The organism is Polaromonas sp., from assembly GCF_043778355.1.
Taxonomy (GTDB): Bacteria; Pseudomonadota; Gammaproteobacteria; order Burkholderiales; family Burkholderiaceae_C; genus Polaromonas.
In genome coordinates this window covers 1-12850 of the sequence record NZ_JAYWHI010000029.1, presented here as the reverse complement: position 1 = coordinate 12850, position 12850 = coordinate 1, and the positions used below count along the sequence as shown (strand labels likewise).

14 protein-coding genes and 1 pseudogene are annotated in these 12850 nt (G+C 63.1%); 14 read left to right on the top strand and 1 reads right to left on the bottom strand.

The genetic code is table 11. The features are described 5' to 3' along the window. Window positions 1-176: 176 nt before the first annotated feature. The 12 genes and pseudogenes from ACH2CW_RS04385 to ACH2CW_RS04330 all read left to right on the top strand — a co-directional run bounded on the left by ACH2CW_RS04385 (window position 177) and on the right by ACH2CW_RS04330 (window position 9504). Window positions 177-746, top strand: a complete 570-nt coding sequence (locus ACH2CW_RS04385) for a DUF6622 family protein (protein WP_395055625.1) — start codon at window positions 177-179, stop codon at window positions 744-746. Between the two features lie 11 nt (window positions 747-757). Continuing rightward, window positions 758-1063 carry a 2TM domain-containing protein gene (locus ACH2CW_RS04380; protein WP_395055624.1) on the top strand — a complete coding sequence of 102 codons (306 nt, stop codon included), beginning with the start codon at window positions 758-760 and terminating at the stop codon, window positions 1061-1063. A 48-nt stretch (window positions 1064-1111) separates the two neighbouring features. After that, the gene (locus ACH2CW_RS04375; RefSeq protein WP_395055623.1) at window positions 1112-1540 is read left to right on the top strand and encodes a DUF2141 domain-containing protein; all 429 of its coding nucleotides are present in this window, start codon (window positions 1112-1114) and stop codon (window positions 1538-1540) included. A 13-nt stretch (window positions 1541-1553) separates the two neighbouring features. Next, window positions 1554-3041 (top strand): carotenoid oxygenase family protein, encoded by a 1488-nt coding sequence (locus ACH2CW_RS04370; protein WP_395055622.1) that lies wholly within the window; start codon window positions 1554-1556, stop codon window positions 3039-3041. A 24-nt stretch (window positions 3042-3065) separates the two neighbouring features. After that, window positions 3066-4103: pseudogene (locus tag ACH2CW_RS04365) on the top strand (alpha/beta hydrolase family protein). 22 nt (window positions 4104-4125) lie between these two features. Next, window positions 4126-5208: a sensor histidine kinase gene (locus tag ACH2CW_RS04360; RefSeq protein ID WP_395055621.1), complete on the top strand. Its 1083-nt coding sequence runs from the start codon at window positions 4126-4128 to the stop codon at window positions 5206-5208. Further along, window positions 5205-6047 carry a LytR/AlgR family response regulator transcription factor gene (locus ACH2CW_RS04355; protein WP_395055620.1) on the top strand — a complete coding sequence of 281 codons (843 nt, stop codon included), beginning with the start codon at window positions 5205-5207 and terminating at the stop codon, window positions 6045-6047. Before ACH2CW_RS04360 ends, ACH2CW_RS04355 begins: the two co-directional genes overlap by 4 nt. 23 nt (window positions 6048-6070) lie before the next feature. Next, window positions 6071-6682 carry a DUF924 family protein gene (locus ACH2CW_RS04350; RefSeq protein ID WP_395055619.1) on the top strand — a complete coding sequence of 204 codons (612 nt, stop codon included), beginning with the start codon at window positions 6071-6073 and terminating at the stop codon, window positions 6680-6682. Between the two features lie 197 nt (window positions 6683-6879). Further along, on the top strand, window positions 6880-7431 hold the full coding sequence (locus ACH2CW_RS04345) for a DUF3455 domain-containing protein (protein WP_395055618.1): 552 nt from the start codon (window positions 6880-6882) through the stop codon (window positions 7429-7431). Between the two features lie 258 nt (window positions 7432-7689). Further along, window positions 7690-8271, top strand: coding sequence for a DUF3455 domain-containing protein (locus ACH2CW_RS04340; RefSeq protein ID WP_395055617.1), 582 nt, complete (start codon window positions 7690-7692; stop codon window positions 8269-8271). A gap of 190 nt (window positions 8272-8461) precedes the next feature. Further along, window positions 8462-8857, top strand: a complete 396-nt coding sequence (locus ACH2CW_RS04335) for a hypothetical protein (RefSeq protein WP_395055616.1) — start codon at window positions 8462-8464, stop codon at window positions 8855-8857. 38 nt (window positions 8858-8895) lie between these two features. Further along, window positions 8896-9504, top strand: a complete 609-nt coding sequence (locus tag ACH2CW_RS04330; protein ID WP_395055615.1) for a DUF3455 domain-containing protein — start codon at window positions 8896-8898, stop codon at window positions 9502-9504. Window positions 9505-9597: 93 nt separating this feature from the next. Here the strand turns inward: ACH2CW_RS04330 and ACH2CW_RS04325 are convergent, their stop codons facing one another. After that, window positions 9598-10032 carry a hypothetical protein gene (locus ACH2CW_RS04325; RefSeq protein WP_395055614.1) on the bottom strand — a complete coding sequence of 145 codons (435 nt, stop codon included), beginning with the start codon at window positions 10030-10032 and terminating at the stop codon, window positions 9598-9600. A 182-nt stretch (window positions 10033-10214) separates the two neighbouring features. On the opposite strand from ACH2CW_RS04325, the gene ACH2CW_RS04320 reads away from it, so the two are divergent. Beyond that, window positions 10215-12008, top strand: a complete 1794-nt coding sequence (locus ACH2CW_RS04320) for a glutamine--tRNA ligase/YqeY domain fusion protein (RefSeq protein WP_395055613.1) — start codon at window positions 10215-10217, stop codon at window positions 12006-12008. Beyond that, window positions 12009-12850 (top strand): hypothetical protein (locus tag ACH2CW_RS04315; protein ID WP_395055612.1); only part of this gene is annotated, 842 nt, incomplete at its 3' end.

Below are 12850 nucleotides of genomic sequence, written 5' to 3'. Positions count from 1 at the left end.
ACGTGATTATCGCCGCGCGCTCACGTCGCCCGGCTGCGCCTGACGGTCCACCGCTCACGCCGTCGGCCTGCATTTCACGCCGCGCAGCCGGCATTTCGTCGCAAGCCCCTCGCACCGGGCGAGCCGCCTGGGCACAGTCCGTCCCACAGACAAACCAGCCTTCATCAGGAGATCCCATGCTTATCCAGCTTCTCACCCAGCATCCCGAGGCCCTCGGCACCGTCCTCAGCAAGACCCCGTTGTGGGTCGGTGGCCTGTTCGCTGGCCTGCTCGCGCTGGGTCTGAGCCAGACACGCGACCGCCAGGTGAGCCGGCAGCGCATGGCCATCATGCCTTTCGCCATGACCGGCCTGTCGCTGTCGGGCACGGCATCGGCCTTCGGCAAGTCACCGCTGTTCGGCTACGTCATGCTGGTCTGGGCTATGGGTGCGCTGCTGGTCGGCGGCCTGGTCGCGATGAGTTCAGCGCCCGCTGGCACGCGCCATGACGCGGCCAGTCGCAGCTTTCATCTCCCCGGTAGCTGGCTGCCGATGGCGCTGATTCTCGGCATCTTTCTGACCAAATACATCGTTGGCGTGGACCTCACCATGCAGCCAGGCCTGGCCCATGACGCCCCGTACACCCTGGCGGTGGGCGCGCTGTATGGCGTGTTCAGCGGCGCCTTCGCCGGACGCGCCGCCCGCCTCTGGCGCCTGACCGTGCGGCCCGCTAACACCCCTTCTTCTTCCCCATTGCTCACCACCTGAAAGGACTCGTCATGAACACAATGAAGACATCCACTGCCCTGCCCGATACCCGGCTGGAACAACTCGCGCGCAAACGCGCTGGCGCCAAACTGGGCTGGTACCTCCACGCCACGGTTTACCTGCTAGTCAATCTGCTGCTCGTCGCCCTGTCGGTTTCCAGCGGACGCCACTGGGCGGTGTTTCCGCTGCTCGGCTGGGGCATCGGCCTGGCGGTGCACGGCGCCGTGGTGTTTCTGCTCACTGGCGGCGCCGGCCTGCATGAGCGCCTGGTGCAGCAAGAGCGCGAACGCCTCACGCTGCAGCGCGACCCCTGGTGAGTTTTTCCCATCCATCTACCCCTTCCACCAACCCGCAGCGAGGTTTTCATGCACACCCGAATCCTGTCCCCCCTCTTCCTTTTCCTGGCGGCCATGCTGGCAGCAGCAGCCGTCCATGCGGGCGACCTGACTGTTGAGGTCAAGCTTCCCCCAGAACGGCAAGGCACCGTGCGCGCCGCGCTGTTTGACAAGGCAGAGGGCTTCCCGCGCGGCACGCCTCTGCGCACAGCCACGGGCCAGCCGGGGCAGGGCAAGGCCACGCTGCAGTTCGCCGACCTGCCTGCGGGCGACTACGCGCTCACCGCCTACCTCGACGAAAACAGCAACAACAAACTCGACAGCAACCTCTTCGGCCTGCCGACCGAGCCGTATGGTTTCAGCCGCAATGCACGCGGCATGGCCGGCCCACCGCCGTTTGCAGACGCAAGTTTTCGCGTGGAAGACGGCACGCTGCAGCAGAACTTCGACCTGAAATAAAACGGAGCCCCTCATGACCTTTGCTTTGAACCGCCGCGCGGCCCTGGCCGCACTGGGTGCCGCAGCTGCCGGCGCCACCGGGTTTGGCCAGGCGGCCCAGCCACCCGACGCCTGGCGCAGCAGCTACACCCCGCACAACGGGCCTTTGAAGGCCGCACTCGACAGCGGACCGCTGCGCATCGAAGGCCGCTGGCCCGCTACCCTGCAGGGCACGCTGTACCGCGTCGGTCCGGCGCGACGCGAACTGGGCGGCGTGAGCATGAACCACTGGTTCGACGGCGACGGCATGCTGCAGGCTTTTCGTTTCGAGGGTGGGCGGGTGTCGCATCGCGGTGCGCTTCTGGCCACGCCCAAGCTGCAGGCGGAAGAGGCAGCAGGCCGTCTGCTGTACTCGGGCTTTGCGCAGACCCTGCCCCACTCGCCGCCGCTGAGCGGGCCGGACACCGTCAACCCGGCCAACATCAACCTGCTGTCGCTGCCGGCCAGCCGCGCGTTGTTTGCCTTGTGGGACGCCGGTTCGGCGCTGGCAGTCGATCCCGACAGCCTGCAAGCCAAAGGCTTCAAGGTCTGGTCACCCGACACCCAGGGCGCGCCGTTTTCGGCCCACCCGCGCGTGGCGCCCGACGGTACGGTGTGGAGCTTTGGCTACATGCCCGGCACCGGCAGCCTGCTGCTGTATGAGATCAGCCCCCATGGCCAGTTGCGCCGTCAACAGGTGATCCCTGCACCGCAGGCCGACATGGTGCACGACTTTGCCATCACCGAAAGGCATCTCGTATTTTTGCTGATGCCCCTGAAGTATTCCGGCACACCGGGGACCGGCAACCCCCTGTCGCACTACCGCTGGGAAGGCCAGTCACCGCTGGTGGTGCTGCTGGTGGACAAGGCCGACTTCAAGGTGCAGCGCTTTGAGCTGCCGGCCACCGGCGTGTTTCACCTGGCCAATGCCTGGGAGCAGGGCGGCACGGTGCAAGTGCGTTTTGTGGCCCAGCCTGACATTCTGGGCGCCATGCAGAAGATGGACGTGAACCACAGCCACAGCAATGCAAAAACCCGCGCCACACAATGGACGCAGATCACGCTGACCCCGGCGACCGGCCAGGCGCAGATGCAGGCCCTGGGCCTGGACCAGGTGGAGTTCCCGCGCATTCACCCGGCCCGCAACGGGCTGCGCACCCAATTCACCACGCTGCTCGCACGCAGTCGCGAGATGAACGCGCGCGTGGACGGCTTTGACAGCGTACTCACGCTGCACGGCGGGCAGCAACAACGGCATCGCTACGGCGACGGCTGGATCGCGGAAGAACATGTGTATGTTCCGCGCACCCCCACTGCGCCTGACGGCAAGGGTTGGGTGCTCGGCACGGCCTACCATTGGCCCAGCGAGCGCACCGCGCTGTCGGTGTTTGACGCCGCAGCGGTCAACGCCGGCCCCGTCGCCAACGTCACGTTGCCCTACGGCCTGCCGCTGGGCCTGCATGGCCAGTTTGTCGCCGCCTGAGCATCAACCCACAAGGAAATTGCCATGTGTATTGACCTGTTGCGAAACACCGTCGCCAGCCTGTGCCTGGCCCTGTCCGGCCTGGCCCACGCGGGCATGGGGTTTACCGAACTGGCCGGGCTGCCCGACGACGGGCCAGTCACCGTCTATTACCCCACCGCCAGCGACGGCCAGCGCGTCCAGAAGGGGCCGTTTGCCCTGCAACTGGACATGCAGGGCGCGCCAATGCGCGGCAACGGCCGGCTGGTGCTTATCTCGCACGGCTCGGGCGGCTCGCCCTGGACCTCTACCCAGCTGGCCCGCAGCCTGGTCGATGACGGCTTTTTGGTCGCGCTGCCACGGCACCGTGGTGACAACTACACCGACCCGTCCAGCCCTGGCCCCGACAGCTGGAAACAGCGGCCGGCCGAGGTGTCGCGCGCCATCGACGCGGTGGCGCGCGACCCGCGTTTTGCGCCGCTGCTGGCGCTGGACAAGGTCGGCATGTACGGCATGTCGGCCGGCGGCCACACGGCCTTGAGCCTGGCCGGCGGGCGCTGGTCGCCGGCCAGGCTGGCCCGGCACTGCGATGCAAACATCGCGTAAGACTTTCACACCTGTGTCGGGCTCACGACGCGGCTGACCGGCGGCATGTTCGACAGCCTGAAGAAGACCGTGGCGCTGGCCGTCATTCGCCAGAAATTCAGCGATGCCACCTGGCACGTCCATGCCGACCCACGCATCCGCGCGGTGGTGGCCGGTGTGCCGCTGGCCGCCGACTTCGACATGGATTCACTGGCCGCGCCGGCGGTGCCGCTGGGCCTGGTCACCGCCGGACAGGACAAATGGCTGATCCCCCGTTTTCACAGCGACCGCGTGCTGCAGGCCTGCAAAACCTGTGAACGGGTGGCCGATCTGCCCACGGGCGGCCACGGCGCGCTGCTGTCACCGCCGCCACCGGCCGATGTGCTGTCGCCGCTGGCCCAGGACCTGCTACTGGACCCGCCCGGTTTCGACCGCAGCCAGTTGCCAGAGGTGGACCGCAAGATCACCGCCTTCATGCGCAGACACCTGCTGCCCTGACTGCCGCCCTAGAATCAACCGCATGACGCCGCCCCGCAGCCCCGACGCCACCGAGAAGCCGGTGACGCAGATCGACTGGATCGCCAAGCTGCGCCACATGCTGCAGGTCATGGCCTTTGCGCTGGGCATTGCCATGCTCCAGTACGCCTTCATGCCGGACAAGCCCTTTGGCCCGCCGCTGGTGTACTCGCTGCTGATCGCCACCATCACCTGGGCCGTGATCGACCTGGGGCGCGAGTTCTTTCCTTCGAGCGCGGAGACCGGCTGGCCCAAAGGCTGGGCCGCCCTGGCACTGGTGCTGGGCGCCATTGTGCTGGGTTACATGGCCGGCACCCGCATCGCCGACGCGTTATGCCAGTACTACGGCTGGTACCCGCCGAACGCCGGTCAGCAGGACCCGGCCCAGTTGCGCAGCTCCATCCTGATCACCGCGATCGCCGGCATTGTCGGCAGCTTTTACTTCTACGCGGTCAACAAAAGCGCCTACCTGCAGCGCAAGATGACCGAGGCGCGCCAGCATGCGAGCGAAGCGCGGCTCAAGCTGCTGGAAACCCAGCTTGAACCGCACATGTTGTTCAACACCCTGGCCAACCTGCGCGCGCTGATCGGCAGCGACCCGCAGCGTGCCCAGGTGATGCTGGACCACATGATTGCCTACCTGCGCGCCACGCTGGGCGCGTCGCTGGCGCCCACCCACACACTGCAGGCCGAGTTTGACCGGGTGCGTGACTACCTGGCGCTGATGGCGGTGCGCATGGGTCCGCGCCTGTCGTATGCGCTGACCCTGCCCGATGATCTGGCCGCCTGCCCGGTGCCCACGCTGCTGCTGCAGCCGCTGGTGGAAAACTGCATCAAGCATGGGCTGGAGCCCAAAATTGCAGGCGGACACATCGCCGTCAGCGCGCACCGCGAAGGCGACTGGCTGGTGCTGGACGTCATCGACAACGGCGTCGGTCTGGCCAGTGCGCCAGGCGGCACCGGCTTCGGTGTGGCCCAGGTGCGCGAGCGGCTGGCCAGCATTTACGGCGCCGCAAGTGCTATTGAATTGGTAGCTGCCAGCGCAGGTGGAACAAGGGCTACCGCCCGATTTGCCTTGAATCTATGAGCCAGATTCCAGCCACGGCCCTGATTGCCGAAGACGAACCGCTGCTGGCAGCAGCGCTGCAGGCCGAGCTGGCACGCGCCTGGCCCGGCCTGCGCATCCTGGCCAGCGTCGGTGACGGCGCTTCCGCTGTGACGCAGGCGCTGGCGCTGCGGCCCGAGGTATTGTTCTTTGACATCCGCATGCCCGGTCTGGGCGGGCTGGAGGCCGCCGCCGAGCTGGCCGACGAATGGCCAGCAAACGTCGCCTTTCCCGCGCTGGTGTTTGTCACCGCCTACGACCAGTACGCGGTGCAGGCGTTTGAAGCCCAGGCGGTCGACTACCTGCTCAAACCCGTGCAGCCGGTTCGCCTGCAAAAAACAGTGGCAAAAGTGCAGCTAGCCCTTGCTGCACGTGCGCAAGCAGCTATGAATTCAGGAGCAACTGGCAGCGCTGCATGGGACCCGGCCATGGACCAGGCGCTGAACCAGTTGCGGCATCTGCTGGCCGCCGGCCCCTTCGACAAAACGCAGGGCAGGCCGCTCAAGCTGATCCAGGTCAGCGTGGGCAGCAGCATCAGCATGGTGCCGATTGACGAGGTGCTTTATTTCGAGGCCGCCGACAAGTACATTCGCGTGCTGACCGCCAGCCACGAATACCTGATACGCCTGCCGCTCAAGGAGCTGCTGCCCCAGCTGGACCCGCAACTGTTCTGGCAGATCCACCGCGGTACCGTGGTGCAGGCCCAGGCCATTGCCAGCGTGCAACGCGACGAAGCCGGCAAGCTCTCGCTGAGCCTGCACGGCCGGCCCGAGAAGCTGGCGGTCAGCCGGCTGTACAGTCAGCAGTTCCGGGCGATGTAGCCGCCCTCATCCGGACTGCCGCCATGCCTGATTCCGCCGCTCCTGCATCTGTTCTCGATTTCTGGCTCGGAGATAACCACGCCTCCGGCTGGCCCAGCCGCGACATGGGCAAGCAGTGGTTCGGTGGCTCGCCTGAGCTGGACCGGCAGATCGCTGACCGTTTTGGTGCGCAGGTGGCAGTGGCGCTGGCCGGCGGCCTGCAGGAGTGGGAAGCCGACCCGCTGAACCGGCTGGCGCTGGTGATCCTGCTCGACCAGTTTCCGCGCAACATCCACCGCGGCAAGGCCCAGGCCTTTGCCGGCGACGCGCGCGCCCAGCAACTGGTGACCGACGCCCTGGCGCTGGGCATACACACACAACTGCCCTGGGTTGGCCGCATGTTTTTTTACATGCCGCTGATGCACGCGGAAGATCTGCCGCTGCAGGAAGAAGGCGTGCGGCGTTTTCGCGAGCTGGCCGGCGAGGTGCCCGAAGACCTGCGCGTCACCCTGACCAGCAGCCTGCGTTTTGCCGAGCAACACCGCGACATCATCGCCCGCCTGGGCCGTTTCCCCTACCGCAACAATGCACTCGGCCGCACCAACACGGCGCTGGAGTTCGACTTCCTCAAAGACGGCCCACGCTTCGGTCAGTAGCCCGTCACCCCGGCCGCAGCCGCCCCTGTTCGCCTGCGGGACTTTTCACTTTTTTTGTTCCGGTCTGAATCCAGCGCCGATTCGTTTGCGTAAGCCTTTCAGGGCACCATGCATGGCCACGTCAAAACGGTCGTGCAGAGGAGCTGACAACAAACTGGCATGCGCCAGCTCACTTCTCACTTCACCAGGAGTATCCAATGATGATCCGTACCGCCATCGCTACCGCCGCCGTTTCACTGATCGCCGCCTGCGGCAGCATGTCCCCCATGATGCCGACCTACTCGCAGGCCGCACTGCCTGCCGCCGTGCAGGTTCCTGCCGGCAACAAAGTCGCCATGGAAACCGTGGGCGTGGGTGAAATCACCTACCAGTGCAGCGCCAAGAAAGACATGGCCGGCCAGTTCGAATGGGTGTTTGTCGGCCCCGACGCCAAGCTCAATGACCGCAGCGGCAAACAAGTCGGCAAGTACTACGGCCCACCGGCCACCTGGGAAGCGATGGACGGCTCCAAGCTGACTGCCGTTCAGCTTGCCGTGGCGCCCAACACCAGCATGGCCGGCAGCATCCCGCTGCAACTCGTCAAGGCCAACCCCGCCATGGGTTCAGGCGCCATGCAGGGCGTGACCTTCATCCAGCGCGTGGACACCCGCGGCGGCGTTGCCCCGGCCATGCCTTGCACTGCCGGTAACCTGAACGCCAAACAAATCGTCAAATACCAGGCTGACTACATCTTTTACAAGGCCATGTAAGCCCTGCTGATCTGATTTTCTCTGGGAAGCTCGCTTTCTATGCAGATGGTGAGCGACCAGCTCTGAAGTTAGGCGGAGCTGGTTTTAGCCCACAGGACGCATGCGGCCTGTGGGCTTTTTTGCGCGCCCAGCAAACCTGCCACCACCTGCGGTCTCGACGCGCACTTGCCTTGCAACGCGCCGGTACAACGTCCTACACATGCTTACATCATCCCTGGTTCTACTGAAGGTCAGCAAAAACAAAACCGGGGAAACCAGATGAAAAGCACCAACACAAAATTCCGCACCGCTGGCAAAAGCCTGCTCTGCACCACGTTCATGGCGGGTGGGACGGCGCTGCTGATGGCGGCCTGTTCCAGCGCGCCGCCGCTGCCCAAGGTGTACAGCCAGGACCGCCTGCCCCAGGCCGTGATGGTGCCGGCCGGCCACCAGGTCGTTCTGGAAACCCGTGCAACCGGCATCCTCAATTACGAATGCAAACCCACAGCCACCGGCCCCTACGGCTGGGTGCTGGTCAGCCCACAGGCCAACCTGCTGGACCGTACCGGCAAGGACGTGGTCGCCTACTCCGGACCGCCCGCCACCTGGAAGCATATTGACGGCTCCAGCGTTGTGGGGACCCAGGTTGCAGTTGCGCCAAATGGCGAGTTCACGCTGCCGCTGCAACTGGCGCGCGCAGAACCCTCCATGGGCACCGGCGCCTTGCAGAACATCAGCTTTATCCAGCGCATCAACACCAAAGGCGGCGTTGAAAAAACCAAACCCTGCGCGGCGCTCAATACCGGCGAAAAACTGACCCTGCCCTACCAGGCGGACTACATCTTCTGGCGCCAGGGTTAAGAAGCAGGACCCAAGGGCAAACCCGCAGGTCCCGGCCAGCGACGAAGCCCACCTGCATCACATGGGGATGAGCGCCTACAGCGTCAGGCCGCCATCAGCGGTGTAATGAAGCTAGTGCATCGACAGTGACAAAAAAACAGGCAAGAGACAGCAAGGGCAACAAAGCAAAAGTTGGAAAGAGGTGACTGCGATGAGAAGCACACACAACACAATTCGCGCATTGGCCATAGGCATTGGCTTGACCTTGCTGGTGATCTCCGGCACCGCCGCCATGATGGCTGCTTTCTCCGGACCCACGCCCGCGACGGACATTTATCGCCGTGTCGCCAGCACAACCTCCTTCGAGCCCGCCACCCACCAGGCCACCGGCCACGACACGGTCTTGTATGAGCCTGTGGTTGTTGCCAACGGCCGCATTCAATGGGTTCTGACCGAAGCACCCAACACCGTGACACGCGATTCAGGCGAAACCAGAGCCGTCAGTTATTCACTGGTGCCCAAACCGCCAGGCCTGAGCAAAGCCATCAAAAACTGCAACCGTTCGGCCAACCATGCCTACGACATTGCATGCAACCGGGTGATCTGATCCCCGGCCGCAGCTAACTGTCATCACCGGAAAGCCCCTTGAAAACCTACCCCGCCTCTCAACACGCCTCTCAACACGCCTGCAGTGCCCTGCCAGGCCGGCCTGTACTGGCGCTGCTTCTGGCCGCTGCCCTGCTGGCGGGATGTAATTCCCGGCCACTCAATTTGACCCAGTACCTGACGCAGCAACCCGCCCTGCCCGCAGACATCCGCGTGCCTGCCGGCCACCAGGCGGTGCTTGAAGCCCGCGGTGTCGGCGAATTGCAATACGAATGCCAGGCTGTCAACCGCGCACCTTTCGAGTACGCCTGGTTGCCCAGAGACCGCAGCATCGAGCTCCGGGACAGCGCCAACAACAGCATCGTGCTGGCACGCAGCGCGCGCAACTGGCTGCACCGCGACGGCTCCGAGCTGTCCATCAAAGAGTTTGTTGAGGTGAACAATGGCGCGCCCAACCTGCCGCTGCAGCGGGCCCGGGTCGAACCCGCCACCCAGCCCGGCGCGCTCCACAACATCAGTTACATCCAGCGCATCAGAACCCTGGGAGGTTTGCCGTCCACACGCAATTGCAGTTCGGCCGAACTCGGCATGCGTGTCAGCGTGCCTTATGAGGCCGACTACGTGTTCTGGCGACCCATGGCCTCTTGAGCGAAACTCCGCCCGCTAAAAGAAAAGCCCCCAGGCACAGTGCCTGGGGGCTTTTTGACGAATGGCGCCGTTTGGCAGCGCCCGGAGCCGTCTTTAACGATGGTGACCATTTCCATGGCCGCCGTGACCGTTACCATGCCCGCCATGCCCGCGGTGACCATGGTGGCCGTGGCCGTGGTGGCGGTAATGGTGTCCACCGCGGTAATACACCGGAGGCGGCGCAAGGTAAACCGGTGCCTGCACGTACACCGGATGCGGGCGGTAGACCGGTTGCGGCTGCACATACACCGGCTGCGGGTGGTAGCCGTAGGCGGGCTGGTGATAACCGTAGGTCGGTGAGGTGTAGACCGGGTAAGCGTTGCTCACGCCGACAACCACACCCGGCGTGGACACCCCGACAGAAAAACTCACATCGCGGGCATGCGCACCGCTGGAAAAACCCATCGCAGCCACCGACAACATGGCGGCGGCACCGGCCATCAGCAGCGTACGGCTGGACGAAACAGAACGGGTGATTGACTTGAACATATTCTTTCTCCTGGTTAGGGCGGTCGCTGCCCATGCAGGTATTAAACGCGGCTGGGCGCAAATCGCCTACCAATGCACAGTGAAGAGCGTAGCCAAAAGTAACGCCAGGGCCGTCTTTACACACGGTCACCCCCAAGGCGCTTGCCAGCGATTTCGCTGATTCACCCCCTAGAATCAAGCGCATGACCCCCCCTGCAGACAAAGAACACCCGAAAACCAGCAATTTTTTGCGCCAGATCATCGAAAAAGACCTGGCCGAAGGCACTTACGCCGCCCGCCAGTGGGGCGGCAGCCCCGGCGACGCCGCCCACCACGCCGCCGGCCAGCCCGACCCGGCCAAAGTGCGCCTGCGTTTTCCGCCCGAGCCCAACGGTTATTTGCACGTCGGCCACGCCAAAAGCATCTGCCTGAACTTCGGCCTGGCGCGCGACTACAACGGCGTCTGCCACCTGCGTTTTGACGACACCAACCCCGAAAAGGAAGACACCGAGTACGTGAACGCGATCAAGGACGCGGTGCAATGGCTGGGCTTTGACTGGCACAACAACGGCCCTCTTGGTCAGGAAGTCAACCTGTACCAGGCCAGCGACTACTTCGATTTCATGTACCGCGCCGCCGAGTACCTGATCGAGTCCGGCAACGCCTACGTCGACGAACAAAGCGCCGACGAAATGCGCATCAACCGCGGCGACTTTGTCAAACCGGGCACCAACAGCCCGTTTCGCAGCCGCACACCGGCCGAAAACCTGGCGCGCTTCCGTGAAATGCGTGACGGCAAACTCGCCGACGGCGCGGCCGTGTTACGCGCCAAAATCGACATGGCCTCGCCCAACATCAACATGCGCGACCCGGCGATTTACCGCATTCGCCGCGCGCACCACCACAACACCGGCGACACCTGGTGCATCTACCCGATGTACACCTATGCGCACCCGATCGAAGACGCGCTCGAACAAATCACGCACAGCATCTGCACACTTGAGTTTGAAGACCAGCGCCCGTTTTACGACTGGCTGCTCGACAAACTGGCCGAAGGCGGCCTGATCGCCAGCCCGCACCCGCGCCAGTACGAATTTGCCCGCCTCAATTTGACCTATGTGCTGACCAGCAAACGCAAGCTGGCCCAGCTCGTCAACGAAAAGCGCGTCAACGGCTGGGACGACCCGCGCATGCCCACCATCGTCGGCCTGCGCCGGCGCGGCTACACGCCAGAAGCGATTCATTTGTTTGCGGAGCGCATAGGCGTGACCAAAAGCGACAGCTGGATCGACTACAGCACGCTGGAAGGCGCACTGCGCGACACCCTGGACCCGGTCGCCCCGCGCGCCATGGCCGTGCTGGATCCGGTCAAGCTGGTGCTGACGAATTGGGACGAAGTCATGGGCGCAGGCAAGCTCGACGATTGCAGCGCCCCCGTGCACCCGCACCACCCCGAGCAGGGCAAGCGCGAATTCAAAATCGGCAAGGAAGTCTGGATTGAACGCACCGACTACGAAGAAACCCCGCCCAAAGGTTTCTTCCGCCTGTTCCCGGGCAACAAGGTGCGCCTGAAATACGGCCACGTGATCGAATGCACCGGCGCCACCAAAGACGCCAATGGCAAAGTGACGGAAGTGTTAGCCACCCTGATCCCCGACACCAAAAGCGGCACACCGGGCTCCGACGCCATCAAGGTCAAGGGCGTGATCACCTGGGTCGGCGTCAACGACGCGGTGCAAGCCGAAGTGCGGCTCTATGACCGCTTGTTCACCGAGGCGCACCCCGAAGCGGACGGAAAAGATTTTCTGGAGAACCTGAACCCGAACAGTCTGTCGGTGGTGACGGCGTATGTGGAACCTTCACTGGCTGCTGTTGGGGCTGGCCAGCGCTTCCAGTTTGAGCGGCATGGGTACTTTGTCACTGACTTGAAGGATCACGCTGCGGGGAAAGCGGTGTTCAATCGGGTGACGGGGATGAAGGACAGTTGGGGGAAGTAGTTGAACTACGAAGAAATTAAGGCACTTTTTTTTGAACACGCCAAGCAATGGGTATGCGACTCATACTCTTGGGGCCTGAGCTATCTTGCTGTCCAAAAAGATAAAGAACTGATACTTATCGACAGCATTCTTCATATAACCCCTCTCCCGCCTCTAAACATCAAAAACTTTTCTGTTAAGGCGGGAACGATTGTCGCAGGTCGCGAAATAATTTCGTCGCAAAGCAAGGCCAAAATACTTTCCCTCCTTCTAAAGGCTGCAAATGGGGAGCTGAACGCCAACGGACTTAAGCTAAAACTTCCACTACCGACCCCAGCGGAATACCATTCCGATATGCCCCACAGAGAAACGTGGTACTCAGACATCCATCTTCAGATATCAGGCGTAAAACAGCTGCCACCGACAATACAGGAGACGCTGGCCAACGAGCACGCCTTACGCTGTGGAATAACACCGTTTGACGGGCTGTCCGACTTGGCGTCAATGCTCCAGCTTTCGGATATGCGAGTGAACGGGCAATCGCCCAGAATCAATATTCGCATTGGTCCCCCTGCTGACATCCTGTTTTCAGAAACTTCCCTAAGTGCAAATCGATTAAAACTAACCGTAAATGCTCATCCGAAATTCAGCACAAAGAAAATTGCTTTAGCAATCCGCACCTTTCCATCGCAAGAGCTGCAATCTCGCAAGCAAATAGCGCAATCAATTATCTGGGATCGCCCAAAAAATGGAATTCGTAAGGGGCAGATAAATCTGGTGATGTCTCACTCAGATAGCTTATTAACCATGCTAGTAATTGGCGGTCGGACTGCTAGACGTCAGTGGTTTGTAGATCCAGAAAA